The following is a 25,817-nucleotide window of genomic DNA, read 5'->3' on the forward strand; positions in this document are numbered from 1 at the left end:
CGTCTTATAAATGAAACACCGCCCTCGGCTATACTCCCCAGCATTTGAACCGCCCCGAGGACTGACTGTGAAAAACTGGACGTTGCGCCAACGCATCTTGGCGAGTTTTGCGGTGATCATCGCCATCATGCTGTTGATGGTGGTCGTCTCGTATTCACGGCTGTTGAAGATCGAGGCGAGCGAAGAAAGTGTTCGCGATGACGCGTTGCCGGGGGTGTATTTCAGCTCGATGGTTCGCAGTGCCTGGGTCGACAGTTTCCTTCGGACCCAGGAAATGCTTGGCCTCAAGGAAGGCCAGGGCATCAGTGCCGAAGACGCCGCCGACTTCAAGGCGTTCGAGGCGCGACTGGAGGAGCAGTTGAACAACTATCGCAGCACGGTGACCACGGAGGAGGACAAGGTCGAAATCGCGGCCTTCGAAAAACTGCATGAGGATTACCAGAAAATCCTGATGAAGGTGCTGGGCCTGCATAAGGACAATCAGGAAGCCGACGCGATCAAACTGTTCAACGAACAGTTGACCCCGGCATGGACTGCCGGCCGGATGAAACTCAATGACATCATCCGCGAAAACAAAACCGTGGCCGACAACGACATGGCCGCCATCGACGACGCGGTGTTGACGGCAAAAATCAGCATGGGCATTTCCCTGCTCGTGGCGGTATTGGCTGCCGGTTTCTGCGGTTTGCTGCTGATGCGCGCGATCATGGCGCCGATGAACCGGATCGTGGAAATCCTTGAAATCATGCGCACTGGCGACCTTAGCGGGCGCTTGAACCTGGAGCGCAAAGATGAGTTCGGTGCCGTGGAAACCGGCTTCAACGACATGATGACCGAGCTGACGTCGCTGGTGTCTCAGGCCCAGCGCTCGTCGGTGCAGGTCACCACCTCGGTCACCGAAATCGCCGCCACGTCCAAGCAGCAACAAGCCACCGCTACCGAAACCGCCGCCACCACCACCGAAATCGGCGCCACCTCCCGTGAAATTGCCGCGACATCCCGTGATCTGGTGCGCACCATGACTGAAGTGTCCACCGCGGCTGACCAGGCCTCGGTGCTCGCCGGTTCCGGTCAGCAAGGCCTGGCTCGCATGGAAGACACCATGCACTCGGTGATGGGCGCGGCGGATCTGGTCAACGCCAAACTGGCGATCCTCAACGAGAAGGCCGGCAACATTAACCAAGTGGTGGTGACCATCGTCAAAGTCGCCGACCAGACCAATCTGCTGTCGCTGAACGCTGCCATCGAAGCCGAAAAGGCGGGGGAATACGGTCGCGGTTTTGCCGTGGTTGCCACCGAAGTGCGACGTCTTGCGGACCAGACGGCTGTCGCCACTTACGACATTGAGCAGATGGTGCGGGAGATCCAGTCGGCGGTATCCGCCGGGGTCATGGGCATGGACAAGTTCTCTGAAGAGGTACGCCGAGGCATGTCCGAAGTGCAGCAGGTCGGCGAGCAGCTGTCGCAGATTATCCACCAGGTACAGGCGCTGGCGCCGCGGGTGTTGATGGTCAACGAAGGCATGCAGGCCCAGGCCACCGGCGCCGAACAGATCAACCACGCGTTGGTGCAATTGAGTGATGCAAGCAGCCAGACCGTCGAGTCGTTGCGCCAGGCCAGTTTTGCCATCGACGAGCTGAGTCAGGTGGCCGTAGGACTGCGCAGCGGCGTTTCGCGATTCAAAGTCTGATGAGCGAACTCGCGACCAAACGCAGCGCCGAGGTGCCGGCCAAGCAATCGTTGTACCTGGTGTTTCGCATCGGCAGCGAGCGCTTTGCCTTGCAGGCCATTGAGGTGGCGGAGGTGTTGCCGCGTCTGCCGTTGAAGCCGATTGCCCAGGCGCCGCATTGGGTCGCGGGGGTGTTTGCCTATCGCGGCGCGGTAGTGCCGGTGATCGACCTCAGTGCGCTGACCTTCGGGCAACCTGCACAGGCCCGCACCAGTACGCGCCTGGTGCTGGTCAATTACCGCCCAGATGAATCAACTCCCACGCAATGGCTGGGGCTGATTCTGGAGCAGGCGACTGAAACGCTGCGTTGCAATCCGGCGGACTTCAAGCCCTATGGCCTGGACAATCGGCAGGCGCCTTACCTCGGGCCGGTGCGCGAAGATGCGCAAGGTTTGCTGCAATGGGTGCGGGTCACCGATTTGCTCGATGATCAGGTGCGCGCGTTGTTGTTTCCGTCGCCGCCTCTCGATCCGGCGCTGCTTGGGGAGCGGCCATGAGCAGCGATCAACGGTTTTTCGATTTCCTCAAGGAGTGCATCGGCCTCGACGTCACGTCGGTGGGGCCGGCGATCATCGAGCGCGCGGTGCGCCAGCGCAGTATTGCCTCTAATGCGCTGACGGCTGACGAGTATTGGCAGACGTTGCAGCATTCGGCGGACGAACAGCAAGCGCTGATCGAAGCGGTGATCGTGCCCGAGACCTGGTTTTTCCGTTACCCGGAATCGTTCGCGACGCTGGCGAAACTGGCCAGCAAACGCCTGGCCGAGATTAAAAACATGCGCGCGCTGCGGATTCTCAGCCTGCCGTGCTCCACGGGTGAAGAACCCTATTCCATCGCCATGGCCTTGCTTGATGCCGGGCTCAAGCCCCATCAATTCAAGGTGGAAGGCATGGACGTCAGCCCGCTGTCGGTGGAAAAAGCCCGGCGCGCGCTGTACGGCAAAAACTCGTTTCGCGGTCAGGACGTGGCCTTTCGCGACCGACATTTCAGCGCCGAAGGCGACGTCTATCGCCTCAGTGAACGCGTGCTTGAACAGGTGCGTTTACAGGTCGGCAACCTGCTGGATCCGGCGTTGCTGGCCAGCGAGGCACCTTATGATTTTGTGTTCTGTCGCAACCTGCTGATCTATTTTGATCAGCCCACCCAGCAACAGGTATTCGAGGTGCTCAAGCGCCTGACCCATGTCGACGGCGTGCTGTTTATCGGTCCGGCCGAGGGCAGTTTGCTCGGGCGTTTTGGTATGCGGTCGATTGGCATTGCGCAGTCGTTTGCGTTCAGCCGTCAGAGTGTGCCGGAGCCCGAACCGTTTCCCGTGTTCGTGCCGACTCCGCTGCCGCTGCACCAACCGGCGCGCAGCGTGCCACCGCCCCCGGTGCGTAAACGACCGTTCGCCACCGTCGCACCGCCCCCCGTCACGGCGAAAGCCTCGGACGCCGCCGCGTTGCTGGCGAACATCGCCGGGCTGGCCAACGAAGGTAAAAGTGTTGAAGCGCGCATTGTGTGCGAACAGTATTTGCGCCTTCACGAACCGGTCGCCCAGGTGTTTTATTGGCTGGGATTGCTCAGCGATGTCGGCGGCAATGCCCTCGAAGCCCAAGGCTTTTATCGCAAGGCGTTGTACCTTGAACCGCAACACCCCGACGCATTGATGCACCTGGCAGCCTTGCTGCAATCCCAGGGCGATGCGGCGGGCGCCAGACGATTGCAGGACCGCGCCGCCCGTAGCGAGCGCGCCGACAGTGAGCGTAAACGATGAACGCCTCCGACACCTTGAACGTCACCCACGAAGATGCCCAGGCCATCGACGATTGCTGGAACCGCATCGGCATCCGCGGTGACAAGTCCTGCCCGCTGCTGGCCGAGCACATTCACTGCCGCAACTGCGCGGTGTACTCGGCCGCCGCCACGCGTTTGCTTGATCGCTATGCGTTGCAGCAGGACGACCGCGTGCAACACTCGGCGACGGCCGGAACCGAGGTAAAAACCCGTTCGCTGTTGATGTTCCGACTCGGTGAAGAATGGCTGGCGCTGGCCACTCGAAGCCTCGTTGAAGTGGCGCCGTTGCAAGCGATCCATTCCTTGCCGCATCAGCGCTCCCGGGCCTTGCTCGGCGTGGCGAATGTGCGCGGCGCATTGGTTGCCTGTTTGTCGCTGGTGGAGTTGCTCGGGCTCGACGCCACCCATAATGTGGCTTCCAGTGTGCGAGTCATGCCGCGCATGTTGATCATCTCCGCCCACGGTGGGCCGGTGGTGGTGCCGGTGGACGAGGTCGACGGCATTCATGCCATCGATGAGCGGATTCTCGATGCCGCGTCACAATCCGGCACTCAGGCGAGCGGCAAGTACACCCGCGGCGTGTTGCCCTTCAAAGGTCGAAGCTTGCGTTGGCTGGATGAAGAACAATTGCTCTGCGCTGTGACCCGGAGCCTCACATGACCCCCGAACAAATGCGCGATGCCTCATTGCTGGAGCTGTTCAGCCTCGAAGCCGAGGCTCAGTCCCAGGTCCTGAGCGCGGGGCTGTTGGCGCTGGAACGCAATCCGACGCAGGCCGATCAACTCGAATCCTGCATGCGTGCGGCGCACTCACTCAAGGGCGCGGCGCGGATCGTCGGTGTCGATGCCGGGGTCAGCGTCGCGCATGTGATGGAAGATTGTCTGGTCAGTGCTCAAGAAGGGCGCCTGTACCTGCATCCCGAACACATCGATGCGTTGTTGCAAGGCACCGACCTGCTGATGCGCATCGCCACGCCCAACAACAGCGTGACAGCGGCGGATATCGAAGCCTATGTGGCGTTGATGACGCGGTTGCTCGATCCGCTCGCCGCCGCCGCGCCCCGGGTGATCGAGCGTCAACCCGAACAGCCCCGCGTCGAGCTGCCAGTCCCGGTGGTCGAACCGCCTCCCACCGCGCCGGTTGAGGCTCCGCGCAAGACCAAACGCACCACCGAAAACGGTGAGCGCGTGCTGCGCGTCACGGCCGAACGCTTGAACAGCCTGCTCGACCTGTCGAGTAAATCCCTGGTGGAAACCCAGCGCCTCAAGCCGTACCTGGCCACCATGCAACGTCTCAAACGTATGCAGAACAACGGGCTGCGGGCGCTGGAGAATCTCAATGTGCATCTCCAGGATTACGCCTTGAGTCTGGGAGCCCAAGAGGCGCTCGAAGACGCGCGGCGCTTGCTGGCGGAATCCCAGCAACTGCTGATCGAAAAAAACACCGAGCTGGATGAATTTGCCTGGCAGGCCAGTCAACGCGCGCAGATGTTGTACGACACCGCGCTGGCGTGTCGCATGCGTCCATTTGCCGATGTGTTGACCGGGCAGGTGCGCATGGTTCGCGATTTGGGCCGGGACCTGGGCAAACAGGTTCGACTCGAAATCGAGGGCGAGAAAACCCAGGTTGACCGCGACGTCCTGGAGAAACTTGAAGCGCCGCTGACGCATTTGCTGCGCAATGCCGTGGATCATGGCATTGAACCCCCTGAACAACGGCTGCTGGCCGGTAAGCCGGCGGAAGGTGTGATTCGTCTGCGCGCTTCGCACCAGGCCGGCCTGCTGATGCTGGAATTGAGTGATGACGGCCATGGTGTCGATCTGGAAAAGGTCCGCCGCACCGTCATCGAGCGGCAGTTATCCCCAGCGGAAACCGCCGCTCAACTGAGTGAAGAAGAGCTGCTGACGTTTTTATTCTTGCCGGGTTTCAGCCTGCGTGACACGGTCACCGAAGTGTCCGGGCGTGGCGTGGGCCTGGATGCGGTGCAACACATGGTCCGCCAGTTGCGCGGTGCGGTGGTGCTGGAGCAGACGGCGGGCGAGGGCAGTCGTTTTCACCTTGAAGTGCCGCTGACGCTGTCTGTGGTCCGCAGCCTGGTGGTGGCGGTCGGTGATGAGGCTTATGCGTTTCCGCTGGCCCACATCGAACGCATGTGCGACCTCGAGCCGCAAGACATCGTGCAGGTCGAAGGGCGTCAGCACTTCTGGCACGAAGGGCGGCATGTCGGGTTGGTGGCGGCCAGTCAGCTGTTGCAGCGCCCGATCAACCCGAACAGCCAGCAAACCCTCAAAGTCGTGGTCATCCGCGAGCGCGATGCAATTTACGGCGTAGCGGTCGAGCGTTTTATCGGCGAGAGGACATTAGTCGTATTACCGCTGGACGAACGTCTGGGCAAGGTGCAGGACATCTCCGCCGGGGCCTTGCTCGACGACGGTTCAGTGGTGTTGATTGTCGACGTCGAAGACATGTTGCGCTCGGTGGATAAACTGCTCAATACCGGGCGCCTGGAACGCATTGCCCGCCACAGCAATCAAGTGGCCGAAGCGGCGCGCAAACGGATTCTGGTGGTCGACGATTCGCTGACGGTTCGCGAGCTGCAACGCAAGTTGCTGCTCAATCGCGGCTATGAGGTGGCCGTGGCGGTTGATGGGATGGATGGCTGGAACGCCCTGCGTTCGGAGGATTTCGATCTGCTGATCACTGACATAGATATGCCGCGCATGGATGGCATCGAACTGGTGTCGTTGTTGCGCCGCGACACTCGCCTGCAATCGCTGCCAGTGATGGTGGTGTCTTACAAGGATCGTGAAGAGGACCGTCGTCGTGGACTGGACGCCGGGGCCGACTATTATCTGGCCAAGGCCAGTTTTCATGACGACGCCCTGCTTGATGCAGTGGTTGAGCTCATCGGAGGAGCACGGGCATGAAAATCGCGATCGTCAACGACATGCCCATGGCGGTGGAGGCCTTGCGCCGCGCCCTGGCGTTTGAGCCGGTGCACCAGGTCATCTGGGTCGCCAGCGATGGTAAGGAGGCCGTGCAAAAGTGTGCCGAACAGACGCCGGACCTGATCCTGATGGATTTGATCATGCCGGTCATGGACGGGGTCGAGGCCACCCGGCGGATCATGGCCGAAACGCCGTGCGCCATTGTGATTGTCACCGTCGACCGCCAGCAGAATGTGCACCGGGTGTTCGAGGCCATGGGCCATGGCGCGCTGGATGTGGTCGATACCCCGTCGCTCGGTGCCGGCAACGCCCAGGAAGCGGCCGCGCCGTTGTTGCGCAAGATCATGAACATCGGCTGGCTGATCGGCGAGCGGGGTAATCAGGAGCGGTCGGTGACGAGCCCGCTGCGAAGTTCCGCCTCGCGCCAGCGGCTGGTCGCCATCGGTTCATCCGCCGGAGGGCCGGCAGCGCTGGAAATTCTGCTCAAGGGCTTGCCGCGGGATTTTTCGGCGGCCATCGTGCTGGTGCAGCATGTCGATCAGGTGTTCGCCGCTGGCATGGCCGAATGGCTCGGCAGCGCCAGCGGCTTGAACGTGCGTCTGGCGGTCGAGGGCGAAGCCCCTCAGGCCGGAACCGTGTTGCTGGCCGGCACTAACCACCATATTCGATTATTGAAAAACGGCACGCTGGCCTACACCGCCGAACCGGTCAACGAAATTTACCGGCCCTCGATCGATGTGTTTTTCGAGAGCGTGGCCAATTACTGGAACGGTGACGCCGTAGGGGTTTTGTTGACGGGCATGGGGCGTGATGGCGCTCAGGGGCTTAAACTCATGCGCCAACAAGGTTACCTGACCATCGCTCAGGACCAGAAAAGCAGTGCGGTATACGGAATGCCCAAAGCGGCCGCGGCCATCGAAGCCGCCATGGAAATTCGCCCGCTGGACAAGATAGCGCCACGATTGCTGGAGATATTTGCGAAATGACCGCCATTAGCCGCAATCCTGGCCCCAGTAGTACTCAGGTGACCGCCCATGAATGAATTACAGCTCGACGACTTCAAAACCACTGACGAAAACGCCGCCATGGTGTTGTTGGTAGACGATCAGGCGATGATCGGTGAAGCGGTGCGCCGGGGGTTGTCGACCGAAGACAATATCGACTTCCACTTCTGCGCCGACCCGCATCAGGCCATCGCCCAGGCGATCCGCATCAAGCCGACGGTGATCCTTCAGGACCTGGTCATGCCCGGTCTGGACGGCCTGAGCCTGGTGCGCGAGTACCGCAATCACCCGGCGACCAAGGACATTCCGATCATTGTCCTGTCGACCAAAGAAGACGCGCTGATCAAGAGCGCGGCGTTTGCGGCCGGGGCCAATGATTACCTGGTCAAGCTGCCGGACAACATCGAACTGGTGGCGCGGATCCGCTATCACTCACGCTCCTACATGACGCTGTTGCAGCGCGATGCCGCGTACCGTGCGTTGCGGGTCAGCCAGCAGCAATTGCTCGACACCAATCTGGTGCTGCAGCGGTTGATGAACTCCGATGGCCTGACCGGGCTGTCGAACCGCCGGCACTTCGATGAATACCTGGAGCTGGAATGGCGCCGTTCGCTGCGTGATCAGAGCCAGTTGTCGCTGTTGATGATCGATGTCGACTACTTCAAGTCCTACAACGACAGTTTCGGCCACCTGGAAGGCGACGAAGCCTTGCGCAAGGTGGCGACTGCGATTCGCGAGGCCAGCGCTCGCCCGTCCGACCTGCCGGCCCGTTACGGTGGCGAGGAGTTTGCGTTGGTATTGCCCAACACCACGCCGGGCGGTGCGCGGCTGGTGGCGGAGAAACTTCGCCAGACGGTTGCCGCGCTGAAGATCCCGCATATTTCACCGGCCGAAGGCTCCAGCCTGACCATCAGCATTGGCCTGTCCACCATGGTCCCGCAACCGGGCAGCGATTGCCGGCAATTGATCTCGGCGGCGGACAAGGGGCTGTACCTGGCGAAGAATAATGGGCGCAATCAAGTGGGCATCGAGTAACGCGCGATGCCCTCGTCAGGCTCGCCACAGGTTATTCGAGTACGGCAACGGTGCTTCTTAGATTCTTCGTGTGCTGTCGAGACCCCCAGCAGCAATTCACCTTAGAGTTTCTCGCCGGCGTGATGACGAAAAAGTCCGATGCACGATGGTCGCTAGCTGCTGCTTTCGTGCCTCGATAGCCTTTTGTTTCGCCTGTTCCTCACCGAACGTTTCCACATTGAAGGACCGGGAAAGCTTTTTGCCGTCACGGGGCGTCGTTTGCCCCCCGTTACAACGTTATCCGCCAAGCCATGGCTCCCGACTTTGTGTGGCGCACTCGGGTGATCGCGTAGTTATTGATATCGGTTGTCATAGGGGTGTGAAGGAAGCTCACCCCGGGCTCTGAATCAAGTGATGAGCATTGCTCGCTCTGATCAATCGACATAGGTCACATACCGGGCCATCAAGTTCGGTCGTTCAAACGTGTCGATGCTGTCGACGCGTTGATGCATCTCCTTGACCACCTGCTTGAACGTCGCGTCGTCCATGTCGATCCAGCAACGCGGGTTGCGGCCGGTGAGGCGGTCGTATTCGGCAGTGGTCGGGTCGAGGTGGCGGTATTCCTCGTATTGCGGCAAGTCCGGTAACGGGCGGCTGACGTTCATGTAGTTCTGGATGAAATCCCACAGGGCGCACGCGGGTTGCGTGTCGGGGCTGGGGCAAAGCAGCGCGCCGAAGTTGATCATGATGTTGCGGTAGCGATGGGCGAGGTAGAGCACGTTCATCGGCATGCCCTGACTGTCCGGGGAGGTGGCGATGTAGGCGTCAAATTCGTAGAAGGGTGCGGTGAGTTCACCGATGGTGCCGTTCTTTTTATATTCACCGTTGTTTTTGTAGTCGAAGACAGTGACCAGGCCGGTGCGGCGGTTGAGTTCCCAGATGGGGCCTCGGGAGGGTTTTATCCAGAGGCTGGGAAAGTGTTTTATGACTATTGAACCGATTGCCCACGATAGTAGTGGTAGACCTAGAATCCAAGAGTAGTACTCGAATATTGAACGTGTTGTTAGTTCCCAGAATGGTTCTGTTGTTGCTGACGTCATCACGAAGTGACTTGGAATGCTAATTATAAAAAATATGTAAAAGAAGAATTTCCCCAATAGCCTCATGTACAGCCAGAAGTGGGAGCTTGCCGGAAGCAGGGCATGCCTGAAACGCTCGTGGTCATCCCTCATGTGAAAATCAATTAGTTCATATGGGCTCGGAGCATAGATTTCTCTGGCTATCTGCTCATCGCGCTCTCTCTTGATTTTTTCTTGGTATCGAAGGTCGCTTGGCGATTGAAGCTCTACAAAACTTACCGGGCATACATCATCTGCGTTGCCCCAAGGCAGTCTGACCTTGGCAAAACGAATGATCCACGATCGTTCAGATGAACGCTCTTGCAGAGGTACTTCGCTCACCCCATAGGCCCTCTCGGCGTACCACGATTCGTCAGTCATCAGTTACTTTTCCGCGATTTATTTGTCACTTCGTCTGCCCAGTAAAGCTCACCCTCACTACCGAATTTTGGTTTGTTATGGGTTAGATCAAATGGCGTACCATCCTTGGGCGGTGGTGCAGGAAAGTGCCAGCGTTCATTTTTTTGCTCCAGCACACACTGCGCTCGCACTTGCCATTGTTGTGCGATGCCTGATGAACCTGTGACCGAATCGAAGGCGTAGCTTGGTGGCGTTTCGAAAAAAAGTTCCAGTCCCTGCGAAAGCAGCCGTTGCGCTTTGGGTGAGACGAGTTGACTGTTAATCAGTTTTGTAAACGGCGCGGTTTCACTTTTGAGGCGCCCGCCTTTGAGTTCGAATGTATTGAGTCGGCAGTGAGCATTGATATTGATTGCGCCCAAGTGGGTAACCAACCCCGGTAAGTTACTTTCGATGCGAATACAGGTATTGGACGAGATCACTTGAAAAGGCGTCTTTGCGTGAATGTCATGTTTGGCATTGGGGACAAATTCGGGGTTGGAACCCACGTTGATGCGAATGTCGGCAAACAAACTGATCAGGTAGTAGAAACCGCGTTGCGGATCCAGCAGGTGCGCATTGTCTGGATGAACTTGAGTGCCGAACGGGCCATTGACCAGCCATTCTTCGATGGGTTTGTCGGTCAGCCACCAGGCCAGGCCTGCGCCGATCACGATTAATATCAGCGCTGCCCAACCGCCTGGACCCAGTTTAAGAAAGGGGACGGTGCTGACAATCAGGCTACTGAGGGCGCTAATGGAGCCGCCCAAGGACATCATCAGATAGCCCCACATGGCGTCGTCGCCCCATCTTTGGGAATACCAGGCGTCGTACAAACTAATGGAGGTAAAGACAGATGCCGATAGTATTTGTGAGATAAGGCGGCCGGTAAATTCTCTGACTAAGCGCTTGGCATAAGAACCGAAGATTTTTTTCGAGGCATCAGCTGGAATAGTAAAAAGAACCTTGCGACCAGTCGCTAAAACGGATTGGGTGCCGGCGAGTTTCACCGTAAGCATTTCCAGCGCAATGGCCAAGTCCAAAACTGCACCAGCAAAGCCAGCACTTACACGAAATGAACCCTTCTCCCTCGTTACTTGCTCTGCCGCCGCCAACTCCATCCTTACATTCCAAACCTCCAACATCAAAACCCCCGCCGCAAACGGCAACGAGTTCAACACCCGAAAAACCCGGCTGTTCCCCAAACCCGCATGCTCATCCACGCCCTTTTGCAATGCGCCTTTCACTTTTGCGTTGTCACCCGCCCGAGCTTCAACATCCTCTTTATGAACCGCATTGATCCGCCGGTTCAGCGCACTAAGGCTGCGCGCCGTCGAGTGCTCCACCGGCATCACCAGCAGTTTGTAATTACCCGTACGAGGTGCGCTCGGTATCTCATATGCATCAGCTGTATTTCCCACTGTCAAGAACCGACCTTTTGCATCCAGATACTCCCCCATCACCCCCCGAGGCCGTTGATCGCCAGCCGGCACATCGGACAAACCAAAGAGGTGATACCGCTGCGGATCGGCATCCCGGCGATTGATGAAGTGCATTTCACCAAAAGTCTTGGGCATGAAGCTGCGCAACAGACCCACGCCAAGCCCATGCAGATAGGCGCTGGTTGGGGCCACGCTCGCGCTCTGCGCCCCGGACGGTTTGTTCACCGCGCTGCTGGCGGTTTTGAGGGCGCCCGCAAGATTTTCGTAAATGCTGATCAACGTCCCGACCGCCGCTTTCGATTGGCCGGTCAGCGTGCTGTTCAGGCTGCCGCTGGCCAGCAGGGCTTCGAGCAGGTGCCCGTCGAGGTGTTCGACTTGCGGGTAATATGGCCCAGGATCGTTTTCAAATACGGCGAGGTGTTCGGCGCGTAAACGGCCATCACCGTCGTTAAGCGTTTTCTCGGAGGGCGGCAGGTACGGCGCGGCCAGTGCGGCGTTATCGATGGCGGGCCAGAGCATCCCGTGCAGCGGGTGCGCCGGGTCGTGGGCGATGTCGTTGAGCAACGTCTGGCCGACACTGGCCTGCGGGCTGTAAAGGCTCAAACCGGTCACGGCGTTGGTGGCGTCGCCATTGCTGGCCAGCGGATCGAGTTGCGCCGGCACGGTGGCGAGGGCCGCGAAGGTCTGGCTGACGGCAAACAGTGCGGCGAGGTAGTCAAAACCTTCCAAACTCAAATGATCGGCCAGGGTTTGCTGCGTCACCGGTTGTTGCAGGCACTCGGCGAGCAGCGTCTGCGCCCTGTTCAGTTGTTGCCAGAGCAGGGCGCGTTCAGCGGTGGCGGTGAAGCGGTTGATGTCGCGACGGCCGGCCTCTTTCACCTTGTCGAAGCAGGCGTGCAACGGGTTTTTCTGGCCGCCGATCGTCGCGGGCACGATCAGTTGCTGGACCATGACCGCGCTGGCGTGATGCGGATGCAGGCTGGCGCGCTCGGCATACTGCGCCAGCAATTGCTGTTGTTGCTGGATCTGCGAAACCAGATGCCGCACGCGGTAGCGCGGGTCTTCCAGCAGTACGCCGCACACGCGTCGTTGCCGAGCGGCTTCCAGCACATCGACGACGGTGGGCTGGGGTTGCCAGAGGTCCGCTTCATCGGCGCTCGGCGTTTGCTCACGCAAATGATCCAGCAGCGTGGCGAGGCAATCGGCCCAGGCGCTGCTTTCGAAGGTGGTAGGCAAAGAAGGGGTGGCACCTTGCTCCCACTGATCAAGGCAGTCCTGGGCTTCGGTTTTGCGCTGTGCCGCGAATTGCCCCGAGAGGTCGCACACGTAACGCCCCGGATGCTCCAGCACGTATTCGAAACCGCTTTGGCGCGCCCGTTGCGCGGCGATCAGGCTGACCGGGAAGGCGATCTCGGCCAGGTTGCGCCAGGTAACGCTGGCTTTCGTCGCGCTATCGGACGCTTGTGCATCCCATGTGTTGAAGCGACTGAAGGCCTCCAACATCGCCTGCCCATCAGGCTGCTGGTCGAAAAGCCGTTCGAACGTGTGGCTCTCGCACTGCAACGCGGGGCTTTGACAACGCTGGGCGCGCAACGCCGAATCTTCCTCCAGGAGTTTGAGGCGTGCAGCGCTGAGCTGGACCTCGCTGAAACACAGTTGCACGGTTTCGGCAGGTTGCTGGTTCCAGGTCGCGGGCAGCCAAATGTCGCTGAGATCGACACCGCTGGCCTGTCGGTAATCGTTGCTGAGTTCCTGATTCAGGCGATACGCCTGCAGATCGATGTCACGGTAAGTCGTGAGTTCGTCGTCCTGCTGCACTTGCAGTTCACGCCAGAGGCGATTGCGGTAAAACACATACACATAGCCGCTGCGGCACAGTACCGGCGTGCCGAGGTCGTGCTGGCTGCGAGTACCGGGCAGCGCGACAAAAGGCAGGATCGGTACGATCTGATTCCACTGGGCTTTTAATTGACGCGGGGTGACCCGTACCTCGTCCAGCAACGGCAGGCGAATGGGCGGGCCTTGGGTCGTGGCAATCTCCAGCCACAACTGATGCTTGAGCTGTGCCGACCAATCCCACACAAACAATTCGCTGTGGACGCTGGTCAAACGTTCGGTTTCGCACACCGCTTCATCGCTCAGGGCCTGGAGGGGCTCCACGCCGGACTGATCAACGATCAGCAGTCGCTGGTTTTTGGAATGCCCCGTGCCAATCACTTGAACAATCAGCTTGTCGCGTTCGCAGACGGGGCCATTGGTCAACTTCCCGAGGCGCGTCATGGCTGAGCCTGCGTGCAGTGGGCGCTCAGGAATGCACTGAGGGCGTCACTGTCGTCGATGCCCTGGGCCAGCGCTTGTTGGAACAACTCATTGGCCTGCATAAACGAGTGCTGGGGATGTTGCTGCCACCAGTCATAGAGAAACTGTTCATTGCGCTGGCGCGTCAAGGCGTGTTCCTGGGCGATGCTCAGGACCATTTCCCGGAGTGTCCGCTCAATGCGCCAATCCGACGCATTGAGGTTGTTCAGTTGCCGCCAGCCGATTTCACCTGTCGCTTGGCTGGCCCACGTTGCGCCGAACCAGCGCAGAGCATGGATCGGACCTAGCCACACGCTGAGGTCTTGCGCCGAACAGGCACCAAAAAGATAACTCGCGACGGTCGGGTTGCTGTAACGCAGCACGCCTTTGCGCTGCTGGTCGAACTTGACGATCAGAATCTGGCGCAAATGCGCGAGTACCGAGGGGGTGTCAAAGGTGCTTTCGATCAGCAGGCCGGGCCATGCAGCCGGAGTTTGATCGATCGCCTGCTTGAGCGTTGGCTGGTTGTGCAGCCTGATCAGCAGGGGCCCGTGCTCGGCGAAACTGTTGAGTGAAGTGTCGGCGAACAGCCTCTGGGTGTCGGGATGTGTCGACAGGCTGTAAAGGGTTTTGAGCTGAGCGGCCGGGCGCTCCAACAGCATCCAGGTGTTCATGAGCGATCTCCATAGCCCAGGGCTTTACGGCATTGGCAGTCGCTCAACGGGCAGTCCATCGGCGTTCCACCGCTCGGCATCTGGCAGAGCTCAATCAAGGCCTCGATGCCGAGCAGTTGCTTGAGTAGTGCGGTTGAAACCGTTTCGGGGCGTGGCGGTTCGCGCGTGTCGAGCGCCACCGGATTCGCTGCCATGAGCGGTATCGGTACACCGCCAACCTGAATGGGCACACTGCTGAAAACCCCTGCTGAATTGATCGTGATCCACGCACCTCCGACCTGGATCGTGGCGCTGGCGCCGCCATCGATGACGATGTTTTGGCCGGCACTGAGGTGGATCTGCTGTTGAGCGCTCAACCGATGGCTGGTGGCGCGAACATGACGGTCGCCATGCACTGTCAGGTGGTCGTCTTGCCGGATTTCTGTCAGCCGGTTACCGTGGGTGATGCGCTGCTCTTCGGCGCGCAACTCATGACGGGCGTTGCCCCCGACCACGATGCTGCGCTGGTTGTCGACGTGCGCTCGCTCGTCGTTCAGCACGTGTTGTACGTAATCGCGCTGGGCGCGGATGGAGATTTCCTCGGCCCCCTTGCGATCTTCGATGCGCAGTTCGTTGAAGCCTTCGCCGCCGGGGCTGCTTTGGGTCTTGAAGGTGCTGCGTGTTTTCTCGGCGGGCAGATCGAGCGGAGGGCGATTGGCGCCATTGCTCAAGCAGGCGACGACCAACGGTTTGTCCGGGTCGCCTTGATAGAACCCGACGATCACCTCCATCCCAACGCGGGGGATCAGCACGCTGCCATAACGGTCATGCGCCCAGTTGCTGGCAACTCGCACCCAGCAACTGGAGTAATCGTTGTGCTCACCGTCCCGGTCCCAGGGAAGTTGAATGCGAACTCGGCCGTATTCGTCGCAATGGATTTCTTCACCGGGCGGGCCGCAGACCACGGCATGCTGATAGCCGTAGATCGTGGCTTTGGGGTGGGCCAGCGCGGGCCTGAAAGGGGTGTCCCACGGTGTGGCAAGAAAGGTGTTGTGGTAGCCCTGAGAAAACTCTCCGCCGGGGGCACTGGTGATTGACTCCTGAAGCACTTGCGGTTGTTTGCCGGTGTGGATGACTTCGGTCAGCAACCACAGGTCATTCCATTCACGGCGCGGGTGGCCGGTCATGGGCAGGAAATGACCACTGAGCAGCATGGGCTGATCGCTGCGTCCAGTGGCTTGGCGATAATCGCTGCGGTGTCGTTCAAGTGTTCGGCGGGCGCGGTGTCTGCCGTGTTCGCGATCGGTGAATTGGCCCGGAAATCCGTAGTCTTCGAGGCGCGGCAGCGACGAGACTTTCGCGGCGCTTTCAAGTTGCAGCAACGGCTTCTCGAAGTCGTAATCGCGACGGGTTACGCAAGTGGGGCGGGTTTCCATCGCGAGGGTGAACCCTTTTATCACCGTGTCATCGGCGACCAGTCCACTGTCTTGCAGGTAAGCGGTGGGGCGGTGAAGCCTGGGAAACACGGTCTGATCATCCCCGAACACCAGCACATGCCCCTCGCGGCTGTGCTCAAAGTGGAAGTGCAGGCCTTCTTCTTCGCAAAGTCGTTGCAGAAAATGCAGGCAGCTCTCGCCGTACTGGACGCAATAATCCCGTGGGCGGTAATCCGTGCCGAGGGCAAAACGGTAGCCATTGCGCAAGATGCCGTGGCTTTCCAGTACCTGGGCGATGATCTGCGGCACGCTCAGTTTCTGGAACATTTTCTGATCGAAACGGTGGCCCAGCCAGGCAAGGCTGGGCATCAGGCTGAGCTGGTAGTGGGTCAGGCGCTTGCCAGCGTCGCCCTGGCCGATGCTGTAAACCTGGCCATGAATACCCGTGCCGTGACGATTAAAACTCAGAAAAGCCATCCGATGCAGAAGGCTTTGCAGGTCTAGGTCGGTGCGCTCGCTGACCAGTTTCAGATCGAAACGAAAGGGCTGGCTGATGGCCTCCTTTCCGGTGAACTCAAGAACTTGCAGGTCGTGGGTGCAACCCTCGATGTCCAGGAGGAAAGAGGCTGGGTTGGCAGGGCTGGACATCACACGTCCCTTGTGCTGATTTGGAAGGGCGGGACTGTGAAGGAGTAAAAGCGGGGTTGATGCCGGGGAATTCTGTTTCTGGTGTGGGAAGAGTGCTTTTGCTGGGTAGGATTTTTCTTTGAGAAGTTTTCCTCTCTTTGAGGCTGTCAAAACGGAATGGGACGGCATTCAGTCCGCCAGGCGGGCTGCCGTGACAGCATGATTGCGTTATACTCGCCGGCTTTCAAAAGTTCGCCAACGAGTGCTGCCCGCCATGGAAATCAACCCGATCCTTAACAGTATCAAGGACCTGTCCGAGCGCTCCGAAACTATTCGGGGGTATCTTTGACTACGATCAAAAGCATGAGCGTCTGACTGAAGTCAATCGCGAGCTTGAAGATCCGTCTGTCTGGAACAACCCGTCGTACGCTCAGGAACTGGGCCGCGAGCGGTCCCTGCTGGCGCAGATCGTCGAAACCCTCGACGAAATGCACTCCGGCCTGGCCGACGCCAAAGACCTGCTGCTGATGTCCGCCGAAGAAGAAGACCAGGCCGCCGTCGATGACGTCGCCGCCGAAGTCGAGCGCCTGCGCGAGTCGCTGGAAAAACTCGAATTCCGTCGCATGTTCAGCGGTGAAATGGATGCCAACAACGCCTACCTGGACATCCAGGCCGGCTCCGGTGGCACCGAAGCCCAGGACTGGGCCAACATCCTGCTGCGCATGTACCTGCGCTGGGCTGACAAACGCGGTTTCGACGCGACCATCATGGAACTGTCCGCCGGTGAGGTCGCCGGGATCAAGGGCGCGACCGTGCACATCAAGGGCGAATACGCCTTTGGCTGGCTGCGCACCGAGATCGGTGTGCACCGTCTGGTGCGCAAGAGCCCGTTCGACTCCGGCAACCGTCGTCACACCTCGTTCTCGGCCGTGTTCGTGTCGCCGGAAATCGATGACAACATCGAAATCGACATCAACCCGTCGGACCTGCGCATCGACACCTACCGCTCCTCCGGTGCCGGTGGTCAGCACGTAAACACCACCGACTCGGCCGTACGTATTACTCACGTACCGACCAACACTGTGGTCAGCTGCCAGAACGAACGCTCCCAGCACGCCAACAAAGACACCGCGATGAAAATGTTGCGGGCGCGCTTGTACGAGCAGGAAGTGCAGAAACGCAACGCCGCGTCCCAGGCCCTGGAAGACACCAAGTCTGACATCGGCTGGGGCCACCAGATCCGCTCGTATGTACTCGATGCGTCGCGAATCAAGGATTTGCGCACTAACATCGAACGCAGCGACTGCGACAAGGTGCTCGACGGTGACATCGACGAATACCTGGTGGCCAGCCTGAAACAAGGCCTGTAACCCGCCAGTCAAGACCTCAAGTCCCCTGCCACCGGTGGGGGCAACGAACCTGTGATGGAATTTTTAAAGACATGAGCGACCTAGAACTCGACCCGCAAGCCCTGCAACAGGAAGAAAACTCCCTGATCGCCCTGCGCAAGGAAAAGCTGGCTGCCGAGCGCGCCAAGGGCAATGCCTTCCCGAACGACTTCCGTCGCGAAAACTACTGCAACGATTTGCAGAAGCAGTACGCGGACAAGACCAAGGAAGAGCTGGCAGAGGCTGCAATCCCGGTCAAGGTTGCCGGTCGCATCATGCTCAACCGTGGCTCGTTCATGGTGATCCAGGACATGACCGGTCGCATCCAGGTCTACGTCAACCGTAAAACCCTGTCCGAAGACACCCTGGCCGCGGTGAAAACCTGGGACATGGGCGACATCATTGCTGCCGAAGGCACCCTGGCCCGTTCCGGCAAGGGCGACCTGTACGTCGAAATGACCACCGTGCGCCTGCTGACCAAGTCGCTGCGCCCGCTGCCGGACAAACACCACGGCCTGACCGACACCGAACAACGCTACCGTCAGCGTTACGTTGACCTGATCGTCAACGAAGAAGTGCGCCAGACCTTCCGCGTTCGTTCGCAAGTGATCGCGCACATCCGCAGCTTCCTGATGCAGCGTGACTTCCTGGAAGTCGAAACGCCGATGCTGCAAACCATTCCTGGCGGTGCGGCGGCCAAGCCGTTCGAGACTCACCACAACGCGCTGGACATGGAAATGTTCCTGCGTATCGCGCCTGAGTTGTACCTCAAGCGCCTCGTTGTCGGCGGTTTCGAGAAAGTGTTCGAGATCAACCGCAACTTCCGTAACGAGGGCGTTTCGACTCGTCACAACCCTGAATTCACCATGTTGGAGTTCTACCAGGCGTACGCCGACTACGAAGACAACATGGACCTGACCGAAGAACTGTTCCGCGAACTGGCGCAGCTGGTCCTGGGCAGCACCGATGTGCCTTACGGCGACAAGGTGTTCCACTTCGGCGAACCGTTCGTGCGTCTGTCGGTGTTCGACTCGATCCTCAAGTACAACCCTGAGCTGACCGCTGACGACCTGAACGACATCGACAAGGCTCGCGCCATCGCCAAGAAAGCCGGCGCCAAGGTGCTGGGCTTCGAAGGTCTGGGCAAGCTGCAGGTGATGATTTTCGAAGAGCTGGTCGAGCACAAGCTGGAACAGCCGCACTTCATTACCCAGTACCCGTTCGAAGTGTCGCCGCTGGCTCGTCGCAACGATGACAACCCGAACGTCACCGACCGTTTCGAACTGTTCATCGGCGGTCGTGAAATCGCCAACGCCTACTCCGAGTTGAACGACGCGGAAGACCAGGCCGAGCGCTTCATGGCTCAGGTAGCCGACAAGGACGCGGGCGACGACGAAGCCATGCACTACGACGCCGACTTCGTTCGTGCGCTGGAGTACGGCATGCCGCCGACCGCCGGTGAAGGCATCGGCATCGACCGTCTGGTGATGCTGCTGACCAACTCTCCGTCGATCCGCGACGTGATCCTGTTCCCGCACATGCGGCCGCAAGCGTAAGTGTTTCAATTAAAAAGCCGCCTTTTCAGGCGGCTTTTTATTGCCTGTCTGGTACAAACGTATCAATTTATTGCTTTCATCTGAGAGGAAAGACCTGTCGTGAATCGTGCAATGGCTCAAGAAGGTGCAGCGGGTATCGCCACTGCGGTCGCTGAAAGTGTTCAGTACCAGGGCCGCAAGGCCAGCCGGCAGGGCAGCGAACAGCGTCGACAGGACATTCTTGATGCGGCCATGCGCATTGTCGTGCGCGATGGTGTGCGGGCCGTGCGCCACCGTGCGGTGGCGGCCGAAGCCGGTGTGCCGTTGTCGGCCACCACCTACTATTTCAAGGACATCGATGACTTGCTCACCGATACCTTCGCCCAATACGTGGAACGCAGCGCGGCGTTCATGGCCAAGTTGTGGGTGAACAACGAAGGCTTGCTGCGCGAGATGGTGGTCAGCGGCGACGGCAGCCCCGAGTCACGCTCGCAGCTGGCGGACGACATTGCACGGTTGATGACGGACTATGTGCACCGGCAATTGATCAACCGTCGCGAACACTTGATGGCGGAACAGGCGTTCCGTCAGGAGGCCCTGTTGAACCCGCGCCTGGCGGAGCTGGTGCGCTCGCATCAGCAGATTCTCCTCCAGGGCACCTGCCAGCTTTTCGAGGTGTTGGGTTCCCGCGAGCCACGAGAGGATGCCAAGGTGTTGACGGCGATTATCGGACGGATGGAATATCAGGGCCTGCTCAACGACGCCGGGCCTGTGGGTGAAGAAGAAATGCTCGGTATCCTCAATCGCTACCTGCACTTGGTGCTCGCGTCGGTGTAAGCCGAGTGGGCACTTCAAACCCTGTGGGAGCGAGCTTGCTCGCGATGACGGCCTGACATTCAACATCTCTGTTGGCTGACACACCGCTATCGCGAGCACGCTCGCTCCCACAGGGGCCGGAGGCCACTTGAGGACTGTGTTCATAGGGAGTGTTGAATGAAAGCCTGGCGCGTCATCGTGATCGCCTTGTCGTTCCTGCTGCTCAGTGGCTGTCTGGTGACCTTCAGGGAGCCGCTGCCCGCCAGCGATCCCGCGCCCAAAGGTTTACTCGGCAAATGGACCAGCACCAACGCCTGGGGCGAGCCGATGAACCTGGAGCTGACGCGCATCGGCGACCATCGCTATCAGGCGGTCAGCTACTTCAAGGCCAAACCCGACGAACGCGAAGCCTATCCCTTCACCGTCTCGCGCCATGGCAGCCGCTGGTACCTGTCGGCAAAGGTGCCTGCCAAGTACGGCGGCCATTTCACCATTGCCGGTTTCGAGCTTACGGACAAGCATGAATTGGTGATCTACAACCTCGACCCCGAGCAGATCAACCAGGCCCTCGGACAAAAAGTCTTGAGCGGCAGAGGCTTCCAGACCGACGACGGCGATGGCGTATTGGTCGACAACGCAATGGATCAGGTCTTCAGCTACCTCGACGATCCGGCCAATTCCGATGTCTTCGTCGAAGCAGTGCGCTATCAGCGTCAGGGCAACAGGCAATAGACTCAGCACATAACGGTTTTTCTACAGGAGTTTCGGGTGGACGATTACCAGCAGACGATACGCATTTTGTCCGATCGCATTGTGCTGGCGCAGACGCCGATTCGCGTCCTCGATGCGGTCAAGTGGGATGACAACATCCGTAAGGGATTCCTCAAGGCCAAGGGCAAGGAAATGCCGGCGGTGGACCGCGATTACTACCTCAATCGGCCACTGACATTCGACTCCAGCAAAGTGAAACTGGAATTCCAGAACATCGAGCGCGACATCACTCGCCAGCTCGGCCAGTTCAACCCGGTCGGCCAGATCATGCGCCGCATGTGCAAGGAATACCGGATGGTGGTGCGCATGCTGGAAGCGCGCGGCACCGAGGATTTCGGACTGATTTCCCAGGAACTGTACGGCGCCGCGTCCGATGCGTTCCATGCCGGCGACCCGACCCTGGCGGACTTGGGGCTGATGCTGTCCGATTACCTGAACAACATCGATGGCCGTGGCGATCTCAAGGATGAGCCAAAAATTCTTACAGCCAAGGAGGCCGTACACCTGCTGCAAACCCGCTTGAACAAGGTGTTTGGCGAGGCCGAAGAAACCATTCGAGTGTTTGAGTCCGACGGTATCGTTGCCGATGCGGCGGCCGGCGCCGACTACATCAAGATCCGCGCCGATGCGATGTTCAACGACCGTGACGTGCGCGCTTTGGAAGTCCACGAAGGGCTGGTGCATGTCGGCACCACGCTTAACGGGTTGAACCAGCCGATCTGCACCTTCCTGTCCAAGGGCCCGCCATCGTCGACGGTGACCCAGGAAGGTTTGGCGATCCTCATGGAAATCATCACTTTCGCCTCCTACCCGAGTCGCCTGCGTAAACTCACCAACCGCACCCGCGCCATTCACATGGTGGAGGAGGGCGCAGACTTTCTGCAGATTTACGAGTTCTTCCGCGAGCAAGGCTTCGAAATGGCGGAAAGCTACGGCAACGCCAGCCGCGTGTTCCGTGGTTCGGTGCCAAACGGTCTGCCATTTACCAAAGACTTGTCCTACCTCAAGGGCTTCATCATGGTTTACAACTACATTCAGTTGGCCGTGCGTAAAGGCAAGCTTGAGCAGATTCCGCTGCTGTTTTGCGGCAAGACCACGCTGGAAGATATGCGCACGCTGCGCCAGTTGGTGGATGAAGGGTTGGTGGTGCCGCCGAAGTATTTACCGGATCAGTTCCGCGACCTGAACGCGCTGTCGGCGTGGATGTGCTTTTCCAACTTCCTCAACCACCTGAGCCTGGACCGGATCGAAGCGGATTACTCCAACATCCTCTAACGATCGACACGGTCGAAATGTGGAAGCGGGCTTGCTCGCGAAAGCAGTGTGTCAGGCAACTGAAATGTTGAATGTTGGACCGCTTTCGCGAGCAAGCCCGCTCCCACGTTTGATCTATATTCCAATCCATTTTCGCGAGGTTTCAACGGATGAGATTCCTCGGCATTGTTTGCCTGCTTTTGACCCTCGGCGGCTGCAGCTCCCTGCTGTTCTATCCCGAGCCGGGGCAATTGTTCACCCCGGAAAAAGCTCATCTCGATTACCGCGATGTCACCCTGATCACAGCCGATGGCCTCAAGCTCAACGCATGGTGGTTGCCGGCCAAAAAGGGCGTCGACGTCAAAGGCACGGTGCTGCACCTGCACGGCAACGGCGGCAACTTGCCGATGCATCTGGGCGGGAGCTGGTGGTTGCCCAAGGAAGGCTATCAAGTTCTGTCGATTGACTATCGCGGATACGGTTTATCCGAAGGAAAGCCAAGTCTGCCAGCGATCTATCAGGACATTGACGCCGCGTTCAAATGGCTCGACCAGGCCCCCGAGGTCAAAGGCAAACCGCTGATCCTGCTCGGCCAAAGCCTCGGCGGTTCGATGGCCGTGCACTACCTGGTTCAACACCCCGAGCGTGAGAAGCAGCTCACGGCCCTGGTCCTTGACGGCGCGCCCGCCAGCTATCGCAGTGTCGGCCAATTTGCCTTGAGTACCTCCTGGCTGACCTGGCCATTCCAGGTGCCGTTGTCCTGGCTGGTGCCGGACGGTGACAGCGCGATCAACTCGATGCCGCAGCTCAAGGGTGTGCCAAAACTGCTTTACCACAGTATCGACGATCGGATCGTGCCCCTTTCCAACGGCATCCGTCTGTATCAAGCTGCGCCGCCGCCGCGTGTGTTGCAACTGACCCGAGGCGGTCATGTGCAGACATTCGCCGACCCGGTCTGGCGAACAGTCATGCTGCGTTTTCTCGACGACCCGCAGCATTTCAACGGCCTGCGCCGCCTGGGTGAAATCCCCAATTACCCGGCACCCCCGAATTCAGAAGATGAACCACCAGAGAGTCCGCAATGAGTGAAGAACGTAACGCCATCCCGCTGATCATCACCGGTATCTGTAGCATCCTCGGCACCGTGGGCGCCTTGTGGTACTACGGCTACTTGCATTTCGCCAAGCCTGAGGATGCGTTGCTGCTCAACGAATTCACCATGCTCAAGACCGTGCCGGGCGAGAACTACAAAGTCTCCCTGGAGCCCGCCGCGCAAGTGGCGCAGTGCATTGATGGCGTGCTGGTGCTGTTTGATACCGAGCAAAAAGGCCTGACCGGTGTGCTGATCGACAGCAAGAAAAAAGCCGTGCGCTGCATGGGGCAGGAAACCCCGCAGAAGCTGGAGCAGTAATCCCCTCCTGCATTCACCAAAGATCAACTACAGGGTTTTGTGTGTTGCCCCTGAAAAAGCCCCACCTGATCAGATCAGGCGGGGCTTTTATGTTTCAACAGGTGTTGGTTAGTTCGAGCTGACGGCCGAACGCGGAATCACCGGCTGGTTGTCATTGGAAATGGTCACCTCAACCCGACGGTTCATCGCTCGGCCCGACGCACTCGCGTTCTCTGCAACCGGGTATTCCTTGCCATAGCCCTGAGCAACAATACGCGCCGGATCAACGCCCATCTTCACCAGTGCCGCGCGCACGGACCCGGCCCGGCGCTCCGACAACGACTGGTTGTGGCTCTCGGTGCCGGTGCTGTCGGTGTAACCCTCGACGATCACTTTGCGATCCGGATTTTCCGAGAGGAACTGCGCCAGTTTATTGATATTCGCCAGACCACTTGGCTTCAGGTCAGCGCGATCGGTGGCAAACAACACATCACCGAACGTCACCAACGTGCCGCGATCGGTTTGCTTGGCGTTCAGGCTGTTCTGCAGCTGCTTGATCTGCGCATCGCGCGCATCCAGACGTGCCTGGGCACGTTGTGCCGAGGCGTTTTTCAGGCTGGCTTCAGCGGTGCGCAGGGCAATGGTCTGCTTGGCCACTTCTACGCGTTGATTGGTCAGGTAAGCCAGTTGATCGACTTTGGCCGGATCTTGCTTGTCGCGATACGCCTGATCGGCCTTGTCCAGGTAATCACTGGCGTCTTTGGTTTCCAGTGCCGCGACTTTGCTTGCTTGCGGGTTGGCTTGCAGACCGCTGTAGTTGGTGCGCGCCTGTTCCAGATTCGCGTTAGGCGGGGTGGAGCAGGCGGCCAGGGCAACGCTGGCGGCGAGGAGCGCGGGGATCATCAATTGTGTACGCATAATCATTCGTCCTTTCTATCGATTAGAGCTTCAGGTCTGGGGTCTGGATGCGCGCTTACTGCACGGTGCGCTGACTTTCCTGACGCAGTTCCTGAACACCTTGCTGAGAATCCTTCAGCGTCTGTTGAGCTTTCATCGCCTGAGCCTTGCGTTCAGCGACGCGAGCGTCCCACTCGGCTTGTTCGGCGAGCATGCGGGCCTCGTCATACTTTTTGTCGTGCATGGCGATTTCGGCTTGTTTGAATTTGTCCTGCGCAGACTTCATCTCCACGGCCGCAAACTCGGTGCCGCCGGCACTGACCGCGTCATTGACGGCGGATTGGGTCACCGCGTATTGCTCGGTCGGCGGGTTACCCGCGCAACCGGCCAGAATGAAACTGCTGCCGATGGCCAGGGCGGCCAGTTTCAGGCCGCGCAAGTGGGTGGATGAGGTGGTTTTCATAGTCTTCAACTCCATTGGAATAACTCCTGTAAAACTTGAATATCCATCCTGGTATGGAGCCGTAACCGACTGACGTGATGTGCGAAATGAAACGACCGTACCAGGCGTGGTTACTGGTTACGACCGAAAGCATTTTTTAAAAGTTCAGAGAAATTAACCGTCCCTGGAAAAAAGCACGCATGGCTCTAGGACGGGAACTTTGGCGGCGGGAGGTGGTATTCCCAAGCTTTTTAACGCTGGAAAACACGCCCTTTTAGATGGCTATTTACATCCCCTGTGGGAGCAACCTGTGGCGAGGGGGCTCCCATCGTTTTTCATCGGCAGGATCAATGTTTTGGCTTGTCGCTACCTCCTGACAAATCATGCAAATGTCGACGCGACAACGCGAGAAAACGTGGTGTAGGACCGACGTCTTCATACAGCGGATCACCTTCTTCGTCAGTCGCCACAACGGTCGAGCCTTTCACATACGGAAAGCTTTTTTCCAGCTCTTCCAGGGCGGCGCCAATCAGCTCACCGAGCAATTCTTCAGGTTGGCGTTTGGGGTACATTTCGGTAATGGCCGCCAGCCGTGCGGCGGCTTCCACGTCCAGGTGAATCGTGTAGCCCGTCTCGGTCAGACGACCCTTGGCGTTTTCTTCCCAGTGCTGGGCAAGCTCGCGAATTTTCATAATGACCTCAATGCGTTCCTGCTCGTGGCAGGCCGTGACAGTGTCCGGCAATGGCCGGGCGAAAGCCGTTGTGCGGCTTCCTCTTCAGACTAGCTTCTGCGCGCCGGGTTTAAAGTCCCTTCGTCGTTTGCTTGTAAGAACGGCTTTACGGCGGCACTCTTGGGATCAACGCATGATGTTCATGGCCGCCC

The 25,817-nt window shown here is 59.1% G+C and carries 21 protein-coding genes; 14 read left to right on the forward strand and 7 right to left on the reverse strand.

Annotated features, from left to right (window positions below; genetic code table 11):
* The first annotated feature begins 67 nt into the window (after positions 1–67).
* The 7 genes from NL116_RS06055 to NL116_RS06085 are packed head-to-tail and all read left to right on the forward strand — an operon-like array spanning position 68 to position 8,492.
* On the forward strand, positions 68–1,690 hold the full coding sequence (locus NL116_RS06055) for a methyl-accepting chemotaxis protein (protein WP_494376416.1): 1,623 nt from the start codon (positions 68–70) through the stop codon (positions 1,688–1,690).
* Complete coding sequence (locus tag NL116_RS06060; protein WP_494376417.1) at positions 1,690–2,226, forward strand: chemotaxis protein CheW; 537 nt, start codon at positions 1,690–1,692, stop codon at positions 2,224–2,226. The genes NL116_RS06055 and NL116_RS06060 overlap by 1 nt, the downstream gene beginning before the upstream one ends.
* A complete protein-coding gene (locus tag NL116_RS06065; RefSeq protein WP_494376418.1) occupies positions 2,223–3,485 on the forward strand; it encodes a CheR family methyltransferase in 1,263 nt (420 codons plus the stop codon). Before NL116_RS06060 ends, NL116_RS06065 begins: the two co-directional genes overlap by 4 nt.
* Complete coding sequence (locus tag NL116_RS06070; protein ID WP_494376419.1) at positions 3,482–4,165, forward strand: chemotaxis protein CheW; 684 nt, start codon at positions 3,482–3,484, stop codon at positions 4,163–4,165. The genes NL116_RS06065 and NL116_RS06070 overlap by 4 nt, the downstream gene beginning before the upstream one ends.
* On the forward strand, positions 4,162–6,432 hold the full coding sequence (locus NL116_RS06075; protein WP_494376420.1) for a hybrid sensor histidine kinase/response regulator: 2,271 nt from the start codon (positions 4,162–4,164) through the stop codon (positions 6,430–6,432). The genes NL116_RS06070 and NL116_RS06075 overlap by 4 nt, the downstream gene beginning before the upstream one ends.
* The gene (locus tag NL116_RS06080; RefSeq protein WP_494376421.1) at positions 6,429–7,439 is read left to right on the forward strand and encodes a chemotaxis response regulator protein-glutamate methylesterase; all 1,011 of its coding nucleotides are present in this window, start codon (positions 6,429–6,431) and stop codon (positions 7,437–7,439) included. The genes NL116_RS06075 and NL116_RS06080 overlap by 4 nt, the downstream gene beginning before the upstream one ends.
* A gap of 48 nt (positions 7,440–7,487) precedes the next feature.
* Positions 7,488–8,492 carry a diguanylate cyclase domain-containing protein gene (locus NL116_RS06085; protein ID WP_494376422.1) on the forward strand — a complete coding sequence of 335 codons (1,005 nt, stop codon included), beginning with the start codon at positions 7,488–7,490 and terminating at the stop codon, positions 8,490–8,492.
* 413 nt (positions 8,493–8,905) lie between these two features.
* Here the strand turns inward: NL116_RS06085 and NL116_RS06090 are convergent, their stop codons facing one another.
* The 4 genes from NL116_RS06090 to NL116_RS06105 are packed head-to-tail and all read right to left on the reverse strand — an operon-like array spanning position 8,906 to position 16,462.
* Positions 8,906–9,970: a hypothetical protein gene (locus tag NL116_RS06090; protein WP_494376423.1), complete on the reverse strand. Its 1,065-nt coding sequence runs from the start codon at positions 9,968–9,970 to the stop codon at positions 8,906–8,908.
* On the reverse strand, positions 9,970–13,707 hold the full coding sequence (locus tag NL116_RS06095) for a toxin VasX (protein WP_494376424.1): 3,738 nt from the start codon (positions 13,705–13,707) through the stop codon (positions 9,970–9,972). The genes NL116_RS06090 and NL116_RS06095 overlap by 1 nt, the downstream gene beginning before the upstream one ends.
* On the reverse strand, positions 13,704–14,399 hold the full coding sequence (locus tag NL116_RS06100; RefSeq protein WP_494376425.1) for a DUF4123 domain-containing protein: 696 nt from the start codon (positions 14,397–14,399) through the stop codon (positions 13,704–13,706). The genes NL116_RS06095 and NL116_RS06100 overlap by 4 nt, the downstream gene beginning before the upstream one ends.
* Positions 14,396–16,462, reverse strand: a complete 2,067-nt coding sequence (locus tag NL116_RS06105) for a type VI secretion system Vgr family protein (RefSeq protein WP_494376426.1) — start codon at positions 16,460–16,462, stop codon at positions 14,396–14,398. The genes NL116_RS06100 and NL116_RS06105 overlap by 4 nt, the downstream gene beginning before the upstream one ends.
* A 253-nt stretch (positions 16,463–16,715) precedes the next feature.
* On the opposite strand from NL116_RS06105, the gene prfB reads away from it, so the two are divergent.
* From prfB to NL116_RS06140, 7 genes are all read left to right on the forward strand, one after another.
* A protein-coding gene (prfB, locus tag NL116_RS06110; RefSeq protein ID WP_095920368.1) for a peptide chain release factor 2 occupies positions 16,716–17,811 on the forward strand; the annotation gives its coding sequence in 2 pieces (ribosomal slippage) (positions 16,716–16,787 and positions 16,789–17,811; 1,095 coding nt in all).
* 71 nt (positions 17,812–17,882) lie between these two features.
* Positions 17,883–19,385 (forward strand): lysine--tRNA ligase, encoded by a 1,503-nt coding sequence (gene lysS / locus NL116_RS06115; RefSeq protein ID WP_494376427.1) that lies wholly within the window; start codon positions 17,883–17,885, stop codon positions 19,383–19,385.
* Between the two features lie 99 nt (positions 19,386–19,484).
* Positions 19,485–20,201 (forward strand): TetR/AcrR family transcriptional regulator, encoded by a 717-nt coding sequence (locus tag NL116_RS06120; protein ID WP_494376428.1) that lies wholly within the window; start codon positions 19,485–19,487, stop codon positions 20,199–20,201.
* A gap of 156 nt (positions 20,202–20,357) precedes the next feature.
* Positions 20,358–20,912: a hypothetical protein gene (locus tag NL116_RS06125; protein ID WP_494376429.1), complete on the forward strand. Its 555-nt coding sequence runs from the start codon at positions 20,358–20,360 to the stop codon at positions 20,910–20,912.
* Positions 20,913–20,948: 36 nt separating this feature from the next.
* Positions 20,949–22,226, forward strand: coding sequence for a flavohemoglobin expression-modulating QEGLA motif protein (locus NL116_RS06130; protein WP_494376430.1), 1,278 nt, complete (start codon positions 20,949–20,951; stop codon positions 22,224–22,226).
* A gap of 149 nt (positions 22,227–22,375) precedes the next feature.
* Entirely contained in the window at positions 22,376–23,290 is a 915-nt protein-coding gene (locus NL116_RS06135; RefSeq protein WP_494376431.1) for an alpha/beta hydrolase, read from the forward strand.
* Positions 23,287–23,616 carry a PA3694 family proteiin gene (locus NL116_RS06140; RefSeq protein WP_494376432.1) on the forward strand — a complete coding sequence of 110 codons (330 nt, stop codon included), beginning with the start codon at positions 23,287–23,289 and terminating at the stop codon, positions 23,614–23,616. Before NL116_RS06135 ends, NL116_RS06140 begins: the two co-directional genes overlap by 4 nt.
* 108 nt (positions 23,617–23,724) lie before the next feature.
* Here NL116_RS06140 and lptF read toward each other — a convergent pair whose 3' ends face one another.
* The 3 genes from lptF to NL116_RS06155 form a co-directional block, all read right to left on the reverse strand.
* Positions 23,725–24,513: a lipotoxin F family OmpA-related lipoprotein LptF gene (gene lptF / locus NL116_RS06145; protein ID WP_494376433.1), complete on the reverse strand. Its 789-nt coding sequence runs from the start codon at positions 24,511–24,513 to the stop codon at positions 23,725–23,727.
* 55 nt (positions 24,514–24,568) lie between these two features.
* Positions 24,569–24,970, reverse strand: a complete 402-nt coding sequence (locus tag NL116_RS06150; protein ID WP_027924946.1) for a DUF4398 domain-containing protein — start codon at positions 24,968–24,970, stop codon at positions 24,569–24,571.
* Between the two features lie 311 nt (positions 24,971–25,281).
* Entirely contained in the window at positions 25,282–25,626 is a 345-nt protein-coding gene (locus tag NL116_RS06155; RefSeq protein WP_494376434.1) for a pilin assembly protein, read from the reverse strand.
* Between the last annotated feature and the right edge of the window lie 191 nt (positions 25,627–25,817).

The organism is Pseudomonas sp. FBCC-B1667 (assembly GCF_059133255.1).